18 protein-coding genes and 1 tRNA gene are annotated in these 19,442 nt (G+C 66.0%); 7 read left to right on the forward strand and 12 right to left on the reverse strand.

Features of this window, described 5'->3' with window-relative positions; translation table 11 throughout:
* Positions 1 to 68: 68 nt before the first annotated feature.
* The 6 genes from rho to argS all read right to left on the reverse strand — a co-directional run bounded on the left by rho (position 69) and on the right by argS (position 8,685).
* A complete protein-coding gene (gene rho / locus TL10_RS21070; protein ID WP_110789170.1) occupies positions 69 to 2,030 on the reverse strand; it encodes a transcription termination factor Rho in 1,962 nt (653 codons plus the stop codon).
* Between the two features lie 293 nt (positions 2,031 to 2,323).
* The gene (gene thrB / locus TL10_RS21075; RefSeq protein WP_043397005.1) at positions 2,324 to 3,253 is read right to left on the reverse strand and encodes a homoserine kinase; all 930 of its coding nucleotides are present in this window, start codon (positions 3,251 to 3,253) and stop codon (positions 2,324 to 2,326) included.
* Positions 3,254 to 3,258: 5 nt separating this feature from the next.
* A complete protein-coding gene (thrC, locus tag TL10_RS21080; protein ID WP_043397002.1) occupies positions 3,259 to 4,326 on the reverse strand; it encodes a threonine synthase in 1,068 nt (355 codons plus the stop codon).
* Positions 4,323 to 5,642: a homoserine dehydrogenase gene (locus tag TL10_RS21085; RefSeq protein WP_043397000.1), complete on the reverse strand. Its 1,320-nt coding sequence runs from the start codon at positions 5,640 to 5,642 to the stop codon at positions 4,323 to 4,325. The genes thrC and TL10_RS21085 overlap by 4 nt, the downstream gene beginning before the upstream one ends.
* Positions 5,639 to 7,036 (reverse strand): diaminopimelate decarboxylase, encoded by a 1,398-nt coding sequence (lysA, locus tag TL10_RS21090; protein WP_043396997.1) that lies wholly within the window; start codon positions 7,034 to 7,036, stop codon positions 5,639 to 5,641. The genes TL10_RS21085 and lysA overlap by 4 nt, the downstream gene beginning before the upstream one ends.
* On the reverse strand, positions 7,033 to 8,685 hold the full coding sequence (gene argS / locus TL10_RS21095; RefSeq protein WP_043396994.1) for an arginine--tRNA ligase: 1,653 nt from the start codon (positions 8,683 to 8,685) through the stop codon (positions 7,033 to 7,035). Before argS ends, lysA begins: the two co-directional genes overlap by 4 nt.
* Before the next feature lie 167 nt (positions 8,686 to 8,852).
* Here argS and TL10_RS21100 point away from each other — a divergent pair.
* The 3 genes from TL10_RS21100 to TL10_RS21110 all read left to right on the forward strand — a co-directional run bounded on the left by TL10_RS21100 (position 8,853) and on the right by TL10_RS21110 (position 10,294).
* A tRNA-Arg gene (locus TL10_RS21100) sits at positions 8,853 to 8,925 on the forward strand.
* A 178-nt stretch (positions 8,926 to 9,103) separates the two neighbouring features.
* Complete coding sequence (locus TL10_RS21105; RefSeq protein ID WP_043396991.1) at positions 9,104 to 9,403, forward strand: hypothetical protein; 300 nt, start codon at positions 9,104 to 9,106, stop codon at positions 9,401 to 9,403.
* A gap of 9 nt (positions 9,404 to 9,412) precedes the next feature.
* On the forward strand, positions 9,413 to 10,294 hold the full coding sequence (locus TL10_RS21110) for a hypothetical protein (RefSeq protein ID WP_131630780.1): 882 nt from the start codon (positions 9,413 to 9,415) through the stop codon (positions 10,292 to 10,294).
* Positions 10,295 to 10,330: 36 nt separating this feature from the next.
* Here TL10_RS21110 and TL10_RS21115 read toward each other — a convergent pair whose 3' ends face one another.
* Both TL10_RS21115 and TL10_RS30280 read right to left on the reverse strand, forming a co-directional pair.
* On the reverse strand, positions 10,331 to 10,894 hold the full coding sequence (locus tag TL10_RS21115; protein WP_043396986.1) for a hypothetical protein: 564 nt from the start codon (positions 10,892 to 10,894) through the stop codon (positions 10,331 to 10,333).
* A gap of 568 nt (positions 10,895 to 11,462) precedes the next feature.
* On the reverse strand, positions 11,463 to 12,107 hold the full coding sequence (locus tag TL10_RS30280) for a DUF1942 domain-containing protein (RefSeq protein ID WP_043987171.1): 645 nt from the start codon (positions 12,105 to 12,107) through the stop codon (positions 11,463 to 11,465).
* A gap of 181 nt (positions 12,108 to 12,288) precedes the next feature.
* Between TL10_RS30280 and TL10_RS30285 the strand changes: the two genes are divergently transcribed.
* Positions 12,289 to 12,828, forward strand: coding sequence for a hypothetical protein (locus TL10_RS30285; RefSeq protein WP_202813123.1), 540 nt, complete (start codon positions 12,289 to 12,291; stop codon positions 12,826 to 12,828).
* On the opposite strand, the gene TL10_RS21130 is transcribed toward TL10_RS30285, so the two are convergent.
* Both TL10_RS21130 and TL10_RS21135 read right to left on the reverse strand, forming a co-directional pair.
* A complete protein-coding gene (locus TL10_RS21130; protein ID WP_081936723.1) occupies positions 12,719 to 13,966 on the reverse strand; it encodes an amidohydrolase in 1,248 nt (415 codons plus the stop codon). The two genes, TL10_RS30285 and TL10_RS21130, sit on opposite strands and share 110 nt — an antisense overlap.
* On the reverse strand, positions 13,963 to 14,859 hold the full coding sequence (locus TL10_RS21135; RefSeq protein WP_043397165.1) for an LLM class flavin-dependent oxidoreductase: 897 nt from the start codon (positions 14,857 to 14,859) through the stop codon (positions 13,963 to 13,965). Before TL10_RS21135 ends, TL10_RS21130 begins: the two co-directional genes overlap by 4 nt.
* Positions 14,860 to 14,997: 138 nt before the next feature.
* Here TL10_RS21135 and TL10_RS21140 point away from each other — a divergent pair, with 138 nt between their 5' ends.
* From TL10_RS21140 to TL10_RS21150, 3 genes are read left to right on the forward strand one after another with little or no spacing between them, the layout of a single operon-like run.
* Complete coding sequence (locus TL10_RS21140) at positions 14,998 to 16,311, forward strand: sensor histidine kinase (protein WP_043987172.1); 1,314 nt, start codon at positions 14,998 to 15,000, stop codon at positions 16,309 to 16,311.
* Positions 16,299 to 16,943, forward strand: a complete 645-nt coding sequence (locus tag TL10_RS21145; protein WP_043396976.1) for a response regulator transcription factor — start codon at positions 16,299 to 16,301, stop codon at positions 16,941 to 16,943. Before TL10_RS21140 ends, TL10_RS21145 begins: the two co-directional genes overlap by 13 nt.
* 18 nt (positions 16,944 to 16,961) lie before the next feature.
* Positions 16,962 to 17,852, forward strand: a complete 891-nt coding sequence (locus TL10_RS21150) for a DUF4097 family beta strand repeat-containing protein (protein ID WP_043396974.1) — start codon at positions 16,962 to 16,964, stop codon at positions 17,850 to 17,852.
* On the opposite strand, the gene TL10_RS21155 is transcribed toward TL10_RS21150, so the two are convergent.
* Both TL10_RS21155 and TL10_RS21160 read right to left on the reverse strand, forming a co-directional pair.
* Positions 17,839 to 18,336, reverse strand: a complete 498-nt coding sequence (locus TL10_RS21155) for a DUF4232 domain-containing protein (RefSeq protein WP_131630781.1) — start codon at positions 18,334 to 18,336, stop codon at positions 17,839 to 17,841. The two genes, TL10_RS21150 and TL10_RS21155, sit on opposite strands and share 14 nt — an antisense overlap.
* A 20-nt stretch (positions 18,337 to 18,356) precedes the next feature.
* Positions 18,357 to 19,370 carry a nitronate monooxygenase gene (locus tag TL10_RS21160; RefSeq protein ID WP_043987173.1) on the reverse strand — a complete coding sequence of 338 codons (1,014 nt, stop codon included), beginning with the start codon at positions 19,368 to 19,370 and terminating at the stop codon, positions 18,357 to 18,359.
* Between the last annotated feature and the right edge of the window lie 72 nt (positions 19,371 to 19,442).

Raw genomic sequence — 19,442 nt, forward strand, 5'->3', positions numbered from 1 at the left:
ACCCCAGAACGCACTGAAGGCCGCAACTCGGGCAGAGTTGCGGCCTTCAGTTTCAAGAACTGCGACGGTTAGTCGTTGTCCGGACCGCCGGGGGCAGTCTTGGAGACCTGGACCAGGAACTCGTAGTTGGTCTTGGTCTTGCGCAGCTGGCTCATCAGCAGGTCGATGGCCTGATGTGGATCCAGACCGCTGAGCACGCGACGCAGCTTGTGCACCACCGCAAACTCGTCGGTGGACAGCAGCAGCTCGTCCTTACGCGTACCGGACGGGTTGACGTCGACCGCCGGGAACACCCGGCGCTCGGAGATCTTGCGGTCCAGCTTGAGCTCAGCGTTACCCGTGCCCTTGAACTCCTCGAAGATGACGGTGTCACCGGTGGAGCCGGTCTCGACCATCGCGGTGGCGATGATGGTCAGCGAGCCGCCGTGCTCGATGTTGCGGGCAGCACCGAGGAACCGCTTGGGTGGGTACAGGGCGGTGGAGTCGACACCACCGGAGAGGATGCGGCCCGACGCCGGCGACGCGTTGTTGTACGCGCGGCCCAGACGGGTGATCGAGTCCAGCAGCACCACGACGTCCTTGCCCTGCTCGACCAGGCGCTTGGCCCGCTCGATGGCCAGCTCGGCGGCCTGGGTGTGGTCTGACGGCGGACGGTCGAAGGTCGAGGCGATGACCTCACCCTTCACCGAGCGCGTCATGTCGGTGACCTCTTCCGGACGCTCGTCGACGAGCACCACCATGAGGTGGCATTCCGGGTTGTTCTGAGTGATCGCGTTGGCGATGTCCTGCATGATCGTCGTCTTACCGGCCTTCGGCGGGGACACGATCAGCGCACGCTGGCCCTTACCGATCGGCATGATCAGGTCGATCACACGCGTGGTCAGCCGGTCCGGAGTGGTCTCCAGACGCAGCCGCTGGTTCGGGTACAGCGGGGTGAGCTTGTTGAAGTCTGGACGGTTGCGGGCAGCCTCGACCGGGCCGCCATTGACGCTGTCCAGCCGCACCAGCGGGTTGAACTTCTGACGCGGGTTGTTTCCACTGCTGCTGGCGCCGGTTTCGCCCTCGCGCGGGACCCGCACGGCGCCGGTCACCGCATCACCACGGCGCAGGCCGTTCTTGCGGACCATGTTCATCGAGACGTAGACGTCGTTGGAGCCGGCCAGGTAGCCCGAGGTGCGGACGAACGCGTAGTTGTCCAGCACGTCGAGGATGCCGGCGACCGGCTGCAGGACGTCGTCCTCGCGCAGTTCGGTCTCGGCGTTGCCGCCGCCCTGGTTATCGCCGCGCTCCCCACGACGACGACGGTCACGGTCGCGGAACCGACGGCCGCGACGGCCTCCACGGCTGTCGTCGTCATCATCATTGTTGGAGTTGTCGTTGCCGCCCTGGTTGCGGTTGCCACCCTGGTTGCGGTTGCCGCCCTGGTTGTCGCCACCGCGATCGCGGTTGCCGCCCTGGTCGCGGTTGCCACCCTGGTTACCTTCGGACTTGTTGCCGCCCTGGTTGCTGTTGTCGGCGTTCCGCTCGCGGTTGCGCTCCTCGCGCGGGGCGTCGGTGTTGTCCGCGTTCTCGGCGGGCTTGTCGCCGGCATCGCCGGATTCGCCGTCGGCGGGCGCACCGGCCCGGCGCGCCGAGCCACGGCGTTCGCGGCGCGGGGCCTGCTCAGCGGCGGGCGCGTCAGCGGCAGCTTCGCCGCCGGTGTTCGCGGCCGCGGCCGGGGCTTCCTTGGCCTCGTTGGCGGCGTCGTTGCCGTTCACAGCCTCGGCGGTCTTGGTTTCGGTCTTGGGTTCAGCCTTGGCGGCCTTGGCTTCGCTCTTGGCGCCGTTTGCCTCGCCGCGGTGTTCCCGGATGGCGGCGATCAATTCGCTCTTGCGCATGCCGGAGGTGCCCTTGACGCCGGCTTCGGAAGCGAGCGCACGCAGGTCGGGGAGCAGAAGACTGGTCAGCGATCCGGAGCGTCCGGCCGCCGGCGCTTCAGTTGCCGGGGCATCAGTGGTGCCATCGGCGGTGAAGAGGTCCGTATCAGTCACGGATTTCCTTTCTGTGCCCTCGCGCATCGGATCAGGCGAGGGTTTTGTTCGCAGTCGGACGGCTTCCCCGAACCGCAATCGGCAAGAGCCCTGGTCAGCTGAGGCAGTGCAACAGCCAAGCACCGGGATTTGCCGCCGTGCGGCGAACCATCAGTCCACGAGTTGAACATCTAAGAGAAGAGTGGTCGTCCTACCGTAGGCGCAGGTACTAGAGCCTGCGATTGCTGGACGGTGCGAGAATATCTCTGATCCGACAATGAAGCAAGAAATGCCACTCCGGCGTGTGCTTTTCGTTAGACGCCGGCACCGACGGTCCAGCGAACCCCTTGGCCCACAGCCATCTTTTCGACGACGAACCCGTTGGCAGCGCCGAATTCGAGGACTTCGGCGGGCAACTCGGGCTCGGTGCTGAATGCGATAACCGCAGGTCCAGCACCGGAAAGCACTGCTGCCACTCCAGAACGCCGCAGCATCGCCAGATATTCCGCCGAGGCCGGCATGGCAGCTGCCCGCTGCGGCTGGTGCATGACGTCCTCGGTTGCCGCCATCAGCAAATCCGGGCGCTGCGTCAGTGCCACCACCAGCAGCGCGGCGCGGCTCACATTGAACGTCGCGTCAGTGTGAGCGATGACTTCCGGCAGCACAGCCCGAGTCTCCGCGGTCGACGACCGCACCTGCGGAATGGCCGGGAACAGATGAATGTCGGGATGCAGCGCCAGTGGCACCGCCGCGTACACCGGGCCGGGCTCGGTGTAGGACACCACCGCGCCACCCAGCACCGCAGCCGACGCATTGTCCGGATGCCCCTCGAACTCCGAAGACAGCTGCACCAGCTGATCGAGCGTGAGCGGCTGCGAACCCGATTGTGCGATAAGGCCATTGGCGACGGCCAGGCCGCCGACCACCGCTGCCGCCGACGACCCGAGTCCCCGCGAATGCGGAATGACGTTGCGGCACTTGATGTTCAGGCCAGAAGCCGAGACTCCGCCGGCAGCCAGACCACGCCGGATCGCCCGCACGACCAGATGAGACTCGTCGAGCGGAACCTGCCCGGCGCCCTCCCCCGTCACCTCGATGACGAGGCCGGAATCGGTTGTCTCCGCCTGAATTTCGTCGTAGAGACTCAGTGCCAGGCCCAGGCTGTCGAAGCCGGGGCCGAGATTGGCGCTCGAGGCGGGGACGACGGCGGTGGCGAGCAGGCCGGCGGGCAGGCTTTCGGTCACTTGCGTCAGACCAGTCCGAGCTGTTCGACCACGGCGGTCGGATCGACCGGGATGGCCTTGACCTCGGGGATGCCCTTGAGTGCGGTATCGGGATCCTTGAGGCCGTTACCGGTGACGGTGCAGACCACGGTCGAGCCGGGCTTGACCCAGCCATCCTCGATGGACTTGAGCAGGCCCGCGATGCTGGCGGCCGACGCCGGCTCGACGAACACGCCTTCAGCCTTGGCCACCAGGTGGTACGCGGCCAGGATCTCTTCGTCGGTGGCAGCCAGGAAGCGGCCGTCCGACTGCTCTTTGGCGGCGACGGCGCCGTCCCACGAAGCCGGAGAACCGATTCGGATCGCGGTCGCGATGGTCTCCGGGTTCTTGACGGGCTCGCCGAGCACCAGCGGCGCCGCACCGGCGGCCTGCGTGCCGAGCATGCGGGGCAGCCGATCGGAGACGCCGTCCCGGTGGTATTCGCTGTATCCGCGCCAGTAGGCAGTGATGTTGCCGGCGTTGCCGACGGGCAGCGAGTGCACGTCGGGCGCGGTGCCGAGGGCATCGACGATCTCGAACGCCGCGGTCTTCTGGCCCTCGATGCGGACCGGGTTGACGGAGTTGACCAGGGCGATGGTCGGGTAGTCGGCGGTCAGCTTGCGGGCCAGCTCCAGACAGTCGTCGAAGTTGCCGTCGACCTGAATGATCTTGGCGCCGTGCATGACTGCCTGCGCCAGCTTGCCCATGGCGATCTTGCCCTGCGGGATCAGCACCGCGCAGGTGATGCCGGCGCGGGCAGCGTAGGCGGCCGCCGAGGCCGAGGTGTTGCCGGTGGACGCGCACAGCACGGCCTTCTGGCCCTTCGCCACGGCGTCGCTGACGGCCATGGTCATGCCGCGGTCCTTGAACGAACCGGTCGGGTTGAGCCCCTCGACCTTCAAATGCACTGTGCAGCCGGTCAGTTCACTGATCCGCTTGGCGTGGATCAGCGGGGTGCCACCCTCGAGCAGGGTGACCGGCGTCCAGTTCTCGGTGCCGGGCAGACGATCCCGGTAGGCCTCGATCAGGCCGGGCCACGGCTTGTGCACGCTCATTTACTCGTTCCTTCCATGCGCAGCACACTGTTGATGCTCTGTACTGCTTCGTGATCTGCGAGGGCCGCAACGGTTTCCGACAGCGCCTCATCGGTGGCCCGATGGGTGACGACGACGATCCGGGCGCCGCTGCGCTGGCCGGACTCGTCCTCCATGCCCTCCTGGCGAACCTCGGCGATGCTGACCTCGCGCTTGCCGAATTCGGCTGCGACAGAAGACAACACACCGGGCTTGTCCGCGACGTTCATGCTGACGTAGTAGCGAGTTTCGATAGCGCCGATCGATGCGATGGGCAGCTTGGCGTACTTGGATTCCCGCGGACCGCGGCCACCCTGCACGCGGTTACGCGCAGCCATGACCACGTCGCCCATGACGGCCGACGCGGTCGGAGCGCCGCCGGCGCCGCGACCGTAGAACATCAGCTCGCCGGCAGCCTCGGCCTCCACGAAGACCGCGTTGAACGCACCGTTGACCGAGGCCAGCGGGTGGTCCAGCGGCACCAGCGCCGGGTAGACGCGGGCCGAAACCCGTTGCTTGCCTTTACCGGTGGTCAGGCGCTCACAGATGGCGAGCAGCTTGATGGTGCAGCCCAGCGCCTTGGCCGACTCGAAGTCAGCGGCGCTGACCTTGGTCATGCCCTCGCGGTAGACATCGTCGGCGGTGACGCGGGTGTGGAACGCGATGGATGCCAGGATCGCGGCCTTGGCAGCGGCGTCGTAGCCCTCGACGTCGGCGGTCGGGTCGGCTTCGGCGTAGCCCAGCACACCGGCTTCGGCCAGCGCGTCGGCGTAATCGGCGCCGGTCTCACTCATCGCCGACAGGATGTAGTTGGTGGTGCCGTTGACGATGCCGGCCACCCGCAGCACCACGTCACCCGCGAGCGACTGCGTCAGCGGGCGGATCACCGGGATCGCGCCGGCCACGGCTGCCTCGAAATACAAGTCCACGCGCGCCTTTTCGGCGGCCTGAGCGAGTTCGCCAGTGGACTGGGCCATCAGCGCCTTGTTCGCGGTGACCACGGACTTGCCCTTTTCCAGCGCGGCCATGATGGCCTTGCGGGCCGGCTCGACGGGGCCCATGAGCTCGATGACGATGTCGACGTCGTCACGCGAAACCAGCGCCTCGATGTCGTCGGTGAGCAGGTCGACCGAGACGCCGCGGCCCTTGGCCACCTTGCGGACGCCGACGCCACGCAGCTCCAGGGGCGCACCGATGCGAGCGGCCAGGTCGTCGGCGCTGTTCTCGATGATCCGGACCACCTCGGTCCCGACGTTCCCGAGTCCGAGAACTGCTACGCCGATTGGCTTTTCACTCATTGACCACTCACCTCCAGGCTCAACAGGTCTTCGACGGTCTCCCGACGCAGGATCAGCCGTGCGTTGCCGTCCTTCACCGCGACGACAGCGGGACGGGTCAGCAGGTTGTACCGGCTGGACATCGAGTAGCAGTAGGCGCCGGTGGCGGCGACTGCCAACAGGTCACCGGGCCCCACATCGTCGGACACCCAGGTGTCGCGGACGATGATGTCGCCACTCTCGCAGTGCTTTCCGACGATCCGGGCGAGGACCGCGGGGGCGTCGCTGACGCGCGACACCAACCGGGCGTCGTACAGGGCGTCGTACAGCGACGGCCGGATGTTGTCGCTCATGCCGCCGTCGACGCTGACGTAGCGCCGGTACTTGTCGGCCGAAACGGCAACGTCTTTCACGGTGCCGACTTCGTACAGCGTGATGGTGCCCGGGCCCGCGATGGCGCGGCCGGGCTCCACGACCAGCTTGGGCGTGGGCAGCCCGACGGCCGCCGATTCGGCCTTCACGATGGCCTTGAGCTTGTCGGCGAGTTCCTTCATGGGCGGTGGGTCGTCGCTGGGCAGGTACGAGATACCCAGTCCCCCACCGAGATCCATGACGGACATCTGCGCTGTCTTTTCGACGCCGAATTCGGCGACCACATCGCGCAGCAGGCCGATGACGCGGTGGGCGGCGATCTCGAATCCGGCCACATCGAAGATCTGCGAGCCGACGTGGCAGTGCAGGCCGACCAGGCGCAGGTTGTCGGTGGCGAAGACCTTGCGCACGGCATCCATCGCCGCACCGCTGGCCAGCGACAGACCGAACTTCTGGTCCTCGTGGGCGGTGGAGATGAACTCGTGGGTGTGCGCCTCGACGCCGGGGGTCACGCGGACCAGGACGTCCTGGACGACGCCCGCCGCACCGGCGATGGCCTCCAGGCGTTCGATCTCGATCTCGGAGTCCAGCACGATGTGCCCGACGCCGGCCTTGACCGCCGCGGTCAGCTCAGGAACCGATTTGTTGTTGCCGTGCACGGTGATTCGCTCGGCCGGGAAGTCGGCATGCAGGGCCACGGCGAGCTCGCCGCCGGTGGCCACGTCGAGGCAGAGGCCTTCCTGCGCGACCCAGCGGGCAATCTCGGCGCACAGGAACGCTTTTCCGGCGTAGTGCACATGCTCGCCGCCACCGAAGGCGTCAGCGATCTCGCGGCAACGGGACCGGAAGTCGTCCTCGTCGATGACGAACAGCGGCGTGCCGAACTGCTTCGCCAGTTCACCGACGGTGACGCCGGCGACGCTGACCTGGCCATCGGCGCCCCGAACGAGGTTGCGCGGCCAGACATTCGAAGCCAGCAAGTTGACCTCGTCGGCGGACCGTGGCTTCTCCGGCACGGTGTTGCCGGTCGGCTGCCCGCTCACATCCGCTCCGGAGCGGTGACGCCGAGGATGTGCAGACCGTTGGCGATGACCTGGCGGGTGGCCGCGCACAGCGCGAGCCGCGCCCGGTGCAGGTCACTGTGCTCTTCGTCGCCCATGGGCAGCACGCGACAGGAGTCGTAGAACCGGTGGTAGTCACCGGCCAGGTCCTCCAGGTACCGGCACACGCGGTGTGGTTCCCGAAGGGACGCAGCGGTTTTGAGCACCCGCGGGAACTCGCCGATGGTGCGCATCAGGGTGGCTTCACGGTCGTGGTCGAGCAGGTCGAGGTGCCCGAGGTCCAGCCCCAGGCCGAGGTCGGCGGCGTTGCGCGCCAGGGCCGACAGCCGGGCGTGCGCGTACTGCACGTAGTAGACCGGGTTTTCGTTGGACGCACTGGCCCACAGGCCCAGGTCGATGTCGATGGGGCTGTTCACCGACGACCGGATCAGCACGTAGCGGGCCGCATCCACGCCGATGGCGTCAACCAGGTCTTCCAGGGTGATCACGGTGCCGGCGCGCTTGCTCATGCGCATCGGCTGGCCGTCCTTGACCAGGTTGACCATCTGGCCGATCAGCACCTCGACGGTTGCCGGGTCCTCACCCAGCGCGGCCGCGACGGCCTTCAGGCGGCCGATGTAGCCGTGGTGGTCGGCACCGAGCATGTAGATGCACAGGTCGAACCCACGCTGGCGCTTGTCCAGGTAGTACGCGATATCGCCCGCGACGTACGCCGGGTTGCCGTCACTCTTGATGACGACGCGATCCTTGTCGTCACCGAAGTCGGTGGTGCGCAACCAGATTGCGCCGTCCAGCTCGTAGATCGAGCCGTTGTCGCGCAGCTTGTCGATGGCCTGCTGCACCCGGCCCGAGGTGTGCATCGAGTCTTCGTGGGTGTAAACGTCGAAGTCGGTGCCGAAGTCGTGCAGAGACTGCTTGATCTGACCGAACATCAGATCCACGCCGACCTCGCGGAAGACTTCCTGGCACTCGTCGGCCGGCAGCTCCAACGCGTCGGGCCGCTTGGTCACGACGTCGGCGGCGATGTCTTTGATGTAGTCGCCGCCGTAGCCGTCCTCCGGGGCCGGCTCGCCCTTGGCGGCCGCGACCAGCGAGCGGGCGAACCGGTCGATCTGCCCGCCGTGGTCGTTGAAGTAGTACTCGCGGACGACGGTGGCGTCCTGCGTGGCCAGCAGGCGGCCCAGCGCGTCGCCGACAGCGGCCCAGCGGGTGCCACCGATGTGGATGGGCCCGGTCGGGTTGGCCGACACGAACTCCAGGTTGATGTGGCGGCCCTTGAGCTCCTCGGACGTGCCATAGCTCGCCCCGCCGCCCAGCACGTTGAGGACGACGACGCTCTGCGCGGAGGCCTCGATGCGCAGGTTCACGAAGCCCGGACCGGCGATGCTGGCGTCGGCGATGCCGTCGGCGTTGATGAGGGCCTCGGCCAGCCATTCGCCCAGCTGACGCGGGTTGACGCCGACCTTCTTGCCCAGCTGCAGCGCCAGATTGGTGGCGTAATCACCGTGCTCAGGGTTGCGCGGACGCTCGATGACCACTGTTTCGGGCAGCGCGGCAATGTCCAGGCCGTGTTCGACCAGGACCGCGGCGGCGGTGTTCTTTAGCAGTTCAGCCAGATCGGCGGGGGTCACGGGGGTCCATCCTATGGGCTGAGCTGCTCACGCTTGTCATCGGTCGTCCGCTGGTCGGTAGCAGGCCACAGGCGGAATTAGTGCGCATTAGGTCCGATTCCTGTCGGTAGGCTCGAATGCGCTACTCTGTGATCGCCCAACGGCGCCGCTGGTCCCCAGCATCATGCGCCCCCGTAGCTCAGGGGATAGAGCGTCTGCCTCCGGAGCAGAAGGCCGCAGGTTCGAATCCTGCCGGGGGCACTCTTTGACCCACGTCTGCGCAGGCCCGTGCGTTATTCGCTCAGGTGAACTGGCGTTGGCACACTGCCGCGTCGGTCGAAATACACACCATCAATCCGGTGTTGTGACTTGTACAGCGCGTAGTCTGTTTTGACAGCAGCCGCTGCGAGTTACCGCGATCAGAGGGAAGGTGCACCCGGTGGGGATTCGGTCGAACGCACACTTCGGGGTCAAGGAGCAGGTCCTCGACGCCGTGATTGATGGGATTCGCGACGCCCTGAAAGACTTCGATACCGCACGGTACGGGGTGACCGACGTTCACGTTGAGCGCCAGGATGACGACAGTTTCGTCATCAAATTTGCGATGAAGAGCAGCGACGCCGAGCAGGCTGACGTGGATGCGGACGCGGCCGTAGAGGCCATCAAGGAAATTCTCCGTGGTCACTTCGAGTGGGGTGACGATGTGCGGGAAAGGCAGCGGGAACTCACCCTCGCCTGACCTACGCCGATGCTTTGGTTCTCTCGGATACCTAAACAGTTTCGTAAACGGGCCCATCTGTTTTTCGTTGAATACCTTGCCGATTCGCTCACTGCTGTAAGCGCGGTGCCCTTCTGCGTTGCAAGCATCGGCCCGTCCTATAAATGGAACGGCCTGGTTGTCTTCGCGCTCATTGCACTCGGCCTCCTGCTCGCAGGCGGAGCAATCGTCTACAACCGCCGACGCCATCGCCCTACATTGCTCACCCTCACCAACGAAAACGCACTGCTCACAGACGAACTCGCGCGGTGCGAAGAACAGATAGACAACCGGGCCACAAACCTGATCAACGTCGTCAACGTCCTATTGCGAGACCTCGCAAATGATCTCGGAATCTACCGGGGCGACACTCGGCTTTCCGTGTACCGACACAATGAAGACAAGTTCTACCTGGTAGGACGTGTCTCGCCCAATGAGAACTATGCGGCAGTCGGCCGCACTTCATATCCAGACTCACAAGGCTTCATCGGGCAGGTCTGGCGCGCAGCAGATGACAAGACCAACGTCACATTTCCGACCGACCGGCAGGACTGGGTCGAGACCCAAGTGCAATCGTATGGCCTATCCAGATCGGAAGCTGAGGTGCTAAAGATGCATACCGTTTTCATGACGGCCACGAAGCTGAGGCGTGATGTGCACGATGCCGCGTTCGGCGTCCTGTGCATCGAGTGTGACCGGAAACGGGGATCAGTCAAAGCTGGGACCCTCAACGAGGTCAGAAATTCCCCACAATTCAAGACACTCACCTCAATTCTCGATATCTCACTGACCGGCCTGTCCCACGATGAGGTCAAACGAGGCTTCCTAGACAAGGCATCGAACAGCGGCTCACTACCTACGCAGCAGTCATAATGGAATTGCGCAACCGAAAGCCATCGTGGTGCCCGTCTAACCCGTCTGGATCGACTCCGTTGACCAGCGACCGCCCTTTGACCGCCAACTGACCTCGACTTGCACCTGCATGCGAACGTTCGTGTTGACCATGTCTTCGTAACTTGAGTCGCTGGCAGCGATGAGATCGCCTATAAACGACGGTGCGCCCGCGAACGGACGTGGTACGGCAATTGGAATCGGCACGCCCTCTCGCGCGGCGTCCATATCGGGCCCTATTGAGCTGCGGTGTGCGAGCGTGATCTCGGCATACTCAACCGTGCCGTTTAGCGTGTACGGCAACAACGACCCCACCGTCTCCGTAGCGTAATCGTGGGAGTCCCAAGCCTCGACGGTTACCTCATACGCGACGTCGCGACCGACATTCATCACTCGGAATACGCCCGGAGTATCTGGAGTCTTGCGCTCCACCTGCCATTTAACAATGGAACGTTCAGTTGCCAGGATGGTGTTTTTCTTTGCAATGCGTTCGGCGCGAACTCCGATCACTATTGCCGCGATCAGGCTGAGTCCGGCAAGCACTGCTGCTGCGATAGTCCACGCGAGAGTTGCGGCTTCCATGGCCAAATAGCCTAGGCGAGTCCTAGTCGGTGCCCACGGCTACAGTCCCGGCAGTAGACACGACAACCTCAGCCGATTGGGCAAATCGGCGCGAGCACCCGACCGCGTCTATATCGAGGTCCTTCCCGGGCTGGCGCGGCGATCGGCACGTGATCAGGACGTGCATATTCAAAGCTGTTATTCGGGCAACCGAAATCCACCGCCCGCCGGCAAGGGTACGGAGTCTAGTTTCGACAACCGGTCAATGTGTCAGTCGCTGAAAGTTCATCCGACCGAACGTCAGCCGGGACGGACAGCCGTCTGCTCCCGCCCACGCCGGCCCGCTGCCGCCGCACACGTGGTACCCAGGCGACAACATGACCTACTCCCGTTACGTCATGTCGTCAGGACCCGGCGTCGCGTACCAGTGGGACATGAAGGTCTGCCACACCCGGTAATTCGTCAAGGGGGCAACTTGGGCAACGTGCCCTACCAGGGCCACCTACCCAGCGGTGTGTGAGACGGCGAGAACCCGCCTGACGTAAGTCAGGATTCGTGCGACTTCTGTTGGTAGGCAATCAGAGATTGCTCAGCGACGGCCGCCACCCTCGTTGTATCCCGGTGAAGCAATCTCAGCTTCGGTGAGCTCGAAGGGTGGCGGTGCGAGGACTTCAGGGGCGAAGAAGTTGCCACCTGTCGGAGTTCCCTCGGCAGGCGGCGTGCTCTCGGCGGCCGGTGCGGTGATGATCTCGCTGGTCCCGACCACGTCGTCGTCGGCGTCGGCAGCAGCTACGACACTCGCGGATGGGCGAGGCACCCACACCAGCAGGTCCTGGAAACCGTCGTTGTAGACGACGCTGTTCGGCACGTCACCGACGACGTCGAAGTAGAGCTTGCCGGTCGTCTTCCCTCCGGGAGGTGCCGACGGCACGCCCCCGCCGATGACCCGGTAGTTCGTGCCGCTCTCGGCGCGGGCGTTGAAGAACCCAACGATCGGGTTGCCCCAACCGCCGAGCCCCTCGACCGTCACGGTCGCCGAGTAGAGCTGGCCGTTGTGCGGCACGGGGTCCGAACTCGGCTTCAGGCCCTTGACCGTGTAGCCGATCTCGTTCAGCGTCTCCTGCTGACCGAACGGCTTGATGTTGTTGGCCGCCGAGGCGTAGCCCGCCGTCATGCCAGCCAGGCCGAACGCGATCGCGGCGATCCCAACAGGCGCCACAAGTTTGATCTTCACCGTTACTCCCGTTCCCACACCGAGGCAGTGTTCAACGCGGAGGTTACCCGCCGAAGCCCTGGTCAAACGCAATTTCGCGCAGATCCTTCGGTCGGGCACTGTCCGGCTGCCTGGAAGCCGAGATCCGTAGCGCGCTCATCCGGGATATCAACGATCTGAATCTCAAGATCGGAAGGATGTCATGGGCAAGCAATTCGGGTGGGGACGCTTTTTGGTGATCGCGGTGCCGGTGTCGATTCTGACGTTCATTCTCGACGTCGTCTTCCACAAGGCCGCGGGACCGGCGCTGTTCGGCGACAGCTATCCAGCGGCTGATTATCCGCAGCGCCCGCTGACCGAAATCATGGACCTGTTCCCTTTTCTTGGGTTCACGTACGTCCTGCAGCTGACGATGCTGTGCTTCATGTTCCTGCGCCTGTACCCCGGCCGCGGGCTGGGCAAGGCGGCTTGGTGGGGCCTTTGGGGCGGGCTGTTCGTCGTCATTCCCAACATGCAGTTCTTCGTCGCCGTCGCACGCACGACGTGGACGATGCTGATCATCCAGATGGTCGAAGCCATCGCCCTCTGCGTGCTGGCCCGTGCGTCTTCGAGATCGCCTACCGCCCAAAGGACTACAACCAGGACAGCGCGGCCACCACGAGCGCCTCGGTGCCGGTGTCCAGCGTCGGCTGAATCACCGGGCCGAATGTCGGCGAGTGATTCACCGGGATGTCCTGGCTGATCCGGCCGGCTTCGGCCGCACGAGTGAACTCGGCGGCATCGATACCGCCGAACATCCAATACGTGTACGGCACGCCGAGGGCCCGCGGGATGTCACTGAAGTCCTCACTGGCGGCCGCCGGCGGGACGGTCAGCGCGCGGTCACCGAAGTGCTCGACGAAGGCGTCGTGGGTGCGGGTCGTGACGGTCTCATCGTTGTCGGTGACCGGAAACTGGTCGTAGAAGTCGAATTCCGGCTCCTTGGGTGAATCCGAGGCCTGGCACTCGGCGATGACGATGCGCTTGATCGCGGCGATGACAGCGGTGCGGACGGCGGCGTCGTAGGTGCGCAGGTTCAGTTCCAGCACCGCGTGGTCACCGATGATGTTGCTCTTGGTTCCCGAGTGGATGCTGCCGACGGTGAGGACGACGGTGTCGGTGGGCGCCACCTCGCGGGACACGATGGTTTGCAGCCGGATCACGATCATGGCGGCCAGCACCACGGGATCGATGGTGGCGTTCGGCATGGACCCGTGGCCCCCGCGCCCGTACACCGTGACGCGGATGCTGTCGGCCGCAGCGAGTATCGGGCCACTGCAGGTGCCGACGTATCCGGCCGGGGCGGGGGCGACATGCTGGCCCAACGCCACATCGACCTTGCCGACGATGTCCGCCAGCCCGTCGGCGACCATGCCGGCGGCACCGCCGCCGAGTTCTTCGGCCGGCTGGAACAACGCAATCGCCGTGCCCTGCCAGTGATCTCGCCCGTCGGCCAGCAGCGCGGCTGCGCCCAACAAGCAGGTGACGTGGGTGTCGTGACCGCACGCGTGCATGACGGGCACGTCCTTGCCTGCGGCGTCGGTGGCGCGCACCGCGCTGGCGTAGGGCAGCCCGGTGGCTTCGGCGACAGGCAGCGCGTCCATGTCGGCGCGCATCAGCACCGACGCGCCGTCGCCATTGCGCAGGATGCCCACCACGCCGGTGCCGCCGACCCCCTCGGTCACCTGGTAGCCGAGCTCATTGAGCCTGTCCGACACCAGTTTTGCGGTGCGGTGCTCCTGGTACGACAACTCCGGGTGCTCATGCAGATCCCGGTACAGGTCCTCCTGCCACGCCCGCACCGTGGGCAAGCCGGCCAGCACGTCCGTCGCACGGCTCATAGCGATGCCTCTCCGGTGAAGTCCTTGACCACGTCGGCCACCCGGCGCAGCTGGTCGATGTCCGAACTGGTGGGAATCAGATGCACCTCGTCGGCGCCGATGTCATCGAATTTCTGCAGCACGTCGAGCAATTCGTCTTCGGTGCCGGCCCAGCCCGTGGTGGGCGCCATCGCATCGACGTATTCCTCGGGAATCCAGTTCATGTACCGGCGCAGGTGGCGGTGCACCTGGTCACGTGCGGTGTCCTTGTCACCGAGGGCGAACCAGAAGGAGGTGGCCAAGTGCGGCTTGGGTTTTCCCGCCTCGGCCCACGCCGCGCGGGCGACGTCGAACAATTCGCTCTCGCGCTCCACGCTGAGATCCAGCGTCGTGCCCGCCATCCCGTCGGCCCAATTCGCCGCACTGCGTACGGTTTTCGGCCCGATGGTGCCCACCAATAGCTGCGGGCCGCCGGGCTGCACGGGCTGCGGACCGACGGGCAGCACGGAGTCGGTCAGCTTCTCCCCCGCCCAAACCCGCTTCATCAGCGCGACGCGCTCGGCCATGCCGCGCATCGTCTGGGTCTTGGGGTCGGCGCCGACAGCGTTGTAGTCCTCGTGTCGGCCCCCGACACCGAGCCCGACGGTGAGCCGTCCGCCGCTGAGCAAGTCACCGGTGGCAAGCGCTTTGGCCAGCATCACCGGATCGTGCAACTGCGGGACGATCACGGTGGTGACCAGGCGCACCCGGTCCGTCCAGGCCGCGAGTGCGCCGAGCAGGGTCAGTGAATCCGGGTTGTCGAAGGCGATGCGCTCACCCCAACACAGGGACGAGAACGGCCCTCCGTCGATCACGCGAGCCCACGCCGTCAGCGTGGCCGCGTCGAGGTTGGACTCCATCACTGGCATCGTCATCCCGATCTGCACACAGCCGATTCTGGCACGCGCGTCCAGCGCACGGTCCGAGTTGCCGAGCCGAGTGGGGGTTTACCCCCAGCTCAATCGAGGGAAAACGCCGTGTCGCCAGGCACCGCCAGTGCCTAGGTTGGAGGCATGGTTGTAACAGCTACTGGCACCGCTTCGGCCGAGCCGATAAATCCGACGACGGCACCGCCAGCGCGGCGCGCACCAGACCTCGGCATCGTCCCGACCGCGTCGATGATCGTCGGCGCCATGACCGGCATGATCTGGTTCTGGATACCGCTGTCGCTTCTCATCCTCACCGTCAGCTCGATTCCCTCGGTGATCGGGACCGTGTTCGGTGGGGTGGTGTTCGTGTACGCCGTCCGCGCCACCGACCGGGTGGAGCGGGTGCGCAGCGAAGCCATCTTCGGCTTCGGCATCGCCGTTCCGTACCGAAAGATGACTCCCTACACCGGTTTTCAAGGGTGGGCGCATCAGCTCTGGCTAGACGTGAGCAGCGGCCGATTCTGGAAGGTGTTGGCGCACAGCTACCTGCGCATGGCTTTCGACATCTTCGCGGTCGGGTTGGCGTTCACCCTGCTGGCCTTCGCGCTGATCGGTCCTGCCGCCGCGACCGCCATCCATAACAGTGACCCGGCCGCCGGGTTGAGCTTCATCTCGCCGCCGTTGTCCTGGCTGCTGGCCGTCATCGCGATGGCGGCCGCCGGAGCCATCCTGGTGTTCGGCCCGAGGGTGGACGCGGTCATCGATCGGTGGCTGCTGCCGGCCTCGCCGACAGCGGCACTGCAGCACGAGGTGACCGCCCTGCACCAGGCCCGCCGCGGCGCGGTCTCATCGGCGTCGACCGAACGGCACCGCATCGAACGCGACCTGCATGACAGTGTTCAGCCCCGGCTCGTGTCATTGGCCATGACGATCGGGCTGGCGCAGACCAAGCTCGACTCGGACCTGCCCGAGGCCCGCAAGCTGATCGCCGAAGCGCACGACGACGCCAAGGCCGCGCTCCTCGAACTACGAAATGTGGTGCGCGGCATCGCGCCGACGATCCTGGCCGACCGCGGCCTGGACGCCGCGCTGTCGGCGGTGGTCCAGCGCACCGAAACAGCCGGGGTGCCAGTGACGCTGGAACTGCAACTGCCGAAACGCTTTTCCGATGAGGTCGAGTCGTGCGCATACTTCGTCGTCGCCGAGTCGTTGACCAACATCGCCAAGCACGCCCACGCCACCCACGCCGTCATCTCGGTGCGCTACCACGAGCCCACCGACCAGTTGCACATCTCGATATTCGACGACGGGATCGGCGGGGCCCAAACCACCGGTGACGACACGACGGGCCTGCGCGGGCTCGGCGAGCGGGTACGCGCGGCGCGGGGCACCTTCGCTGTCTCGAGCCCCGAGACCGGAACGACGACCGTGACGGCGGTGCTGCCATGCGCATTGTGATCGCCGAGGATTCGGCTTTGCTGCGCGCGGGAATCGAGCGCATCCTGATCGACGCCGGCCACGACGTACTGGCCGGGGTACCCGACGCCACGGAGCTGCTGCGCGCCGTCAACGAGCACCAGCCTGACCTCGTCATCGTCGATGTCCGGATGCCACCGACCTTCACCGACGAGGGCATCCGCGCCGCCGCCCTGCTCCGCAGCCAGAATCCCGAGTCACCGGTGTTGGTGTTGTCGCACTACGTCGAAGAACGGTACGCAGCTGACCTGATCACCTCGGACACAAGGGGTTTCGGTTATCTGTTGAAGGACCGGGTCGCCGACGTCCCGGCGTTCCTGGACGCCGTCACCACGGTGGGCACGGGCGGCACTGTCCTGGACCCGGAAGTGGTGTCGCAAATCCTGGTGCGCACGCACCGCCGCTCCACCCTCGCGGTGCTCACCCCGCGCGAGCAGGAGGTGATGCAGCTGATGGCCGAAGGCAAGACCAATTCGGCCATCGCCGCGCTACTGCACATCTCGATCGGCTCCGCGGAAAAACACATCGCATCGATCTTCACCAAGCTGGACCTGACCCCCGACGACAGCGAGAACCGCCGCGTCCTCGCCGTCTTGCGCTACCTCGAATCCTGAACAGAGAAAAGGATATTCATGACTTCCAACTTGGACTTCGAACCAGTGACCGAGCCGGCCCCAGCGGCCAAACCGCCCACACTGTCACCGGGAGCGCGCTCGGCGATCCGCACGATTCTGGTACTCGTCGCGTTGGTCGTGACCACATCGGCTGCGCTGGGACTCGGTGGGTTGGCCTGGGGTATCGGCTCGGTACGCGTCGCCGCCAACTCCGAGACACTGCCGGCCGATCTGAGCTCGCTGACCATCGATACCGGCGATCTGCCGACCGCCATCCGGATCACCAGCGATCGCAATGTCCGCGAACCGCGCGTCCGGATGCGGCTGCTGAACTCCGCGCAAAACGACGAGCAAGCGCTGAAAGTCACGCGGAACGGCAGCGCAGTCAGCCTGACCGTGGCCGGTTCACCGTCCCCGCTGTTCAACTTCGGCCCGCCCGGGGAAATCACGGTGACGCTGCCGCCCTCTGCCGCACACCAGCTTTCCGTGACCACCAAACAGCAGGTCGGCGCGCTGCTGACCCAGACCAATCTGGACCAGCTGACCGTGCACAACACCGACGGCGCGGTGATCCTCGGTGGCAACGCCCGGCGGATCGAAATCCACACGCAGAGCGCCGATGTGCAGACCCGCGACCCGATCGTGGTCAGTGACGCCTTCATCGCCGACTCCACCGACGGCCACATCGCCGTGGACTTCAAGGAGATCGCCCCGCGCACCGTGGACATCACCACACAGAGTTCTGACGTCGACATCACCCTGCCGCCAGGTGGGCCGTACCTGGTTCGGGCAGAGGCCGGCGATGACGCGAAAGTGCGAGTTCCTCAGACCAGCGACGCGTCTCGCGCGGTTGCACAGATCACCGCACGCGCCCCCGAGGGCAGCGTCGCCGTCACTACGCGCCGGTGAACGGCCCTACTCGCAACGTCGGGTATGCCGTACTGGCACAGGCGGTATCGGCGTGGCCGACGATGATCGGATCGGTCTCACCCGGCAGGTTGACCTGTAAACCGCTGACCGGTACAGCATTACAGTCGGCGGGGAAGTTGCCCGCGTTGACGATGCCCAGGTTCGCCGACGTGGACTGGCCGGGTCCGATCACCACGACGCCGATGGTGGTTTCCACTTCCTGGCTGGCGGCCACCCCGACCAGATGATTGTCCGAACCAGCGATGAACGACACCGCCGGATAGCCCGACATGCTGCACGGGGCGTCCCCGGAGTTCTTCAGGATCACCGGATAGAAGGTGGTGCCGGCGGCACCGTCGGGCGGGCCGAGGCTCGGCGTCAATTGGGCACTGGCACAACGCGGCACCTGTACGGGGTCGGCATGAGCGACGGTGATCGGCCAGACACAGGCCACCGCCAACGGGATCGCCACAACGGATCGCATGCCGGCTCCTTTCACGACGCTCACACCAGTCCGGCCATGATGTCGGCGACCGACCCCGACCGGATTTTGCGGAATCCGGTGCCCGCCCACACATTTGTGCCGTCCGGATCGCCGGCCGCCACGGCCGCCTTGCGCACCGGGCTGGTGAGGTAGTGCACCTCCGGATAGGCCAGCGGCGCCTGCTCGTCGTGCTCATCGATGAACCGGTTACGCAACCCCCGCGCGTAGCGCCCCGAGAATGCCTTGGTGACAACGGTTTCGGTGAACCGCGGATCGACGAGCGCGGCGCGGTGCACCGGGCTGGAGCCGGACTCGTCGGCGAGCAGAAACGCCGTGCCGAGCTGTGCGGCCACCGCACCGGCCGCGATCACGGCGGCGACGTCGTCGGCCGTCATCAGACCGCCGGCCGCGACCACCGGCACCGTCGTCGCGGCGAGCACGTCGGCCAGCAGTTCGGTGAGTGCCTGCGTCGCGGGCGCGGCCAGCGGGTCGTAGGTGCCGCGATGGCCACCGGCGCCGGGCCCCTGAACGGCGAGCGCATCGACACCCGAGGCGACGGCCTGCACCGCTTCGGCCCGGGTGGTGACCGTCGCGACCGTGGTGATGCCGGCCTGCCGCAACCGCGCGCACTCACCGGCGGTGGGCCCGCCGAAAGTGAACGACACGACCTCGGGTCGCAGGTCGGCGACGACGTCGAGCTTGGCGGCCCAGTCGTCGTCGTTGAATTTCGGATCGCCGAGTGCGGCGCCATAGCGGGTGGCTTCACCGGCGAGGTCCGTTGCGTAGCGCTCGATCTCGCCGGGCCGGGCGGTACTGGGCTGCGAGGCAAAGAGATTCACGCCGAGCGGGCCGGTGGTCAGCGCGCGGGCGGCGGTGATCCGATCGGATAGGGCCGCAGCGGTCAGGTAGCCGGCCGCCACGAATCCCAGACCGCCGGCTGTCGAACCGGCGGCGGCCAGCTCAGGCGTCGTCGGCCCGCCGGCCATGGGCGCGACGATGATCGGAACTGCCAGCTCTCGCAGGTCGAACGCCATGCCTAGATCATGACAGGCCAGGACCTCCCACACCGGCAGTGACGCGGCACGCGCGACGGGGTAGAACAGAGA

Origin of the sequence: Mycolicibacterium llatzerense, from assembly GCF_000878195.1 — a bacterium.
In the GTDB taxonomy this organism is placed as follows: domain Bacteria; phylum Actinomycetota; class Actinomycetes; order Mycobacteriales; family Mycobacteriaceae; genus Mycobacterium; species Mycobacterium llatzerense.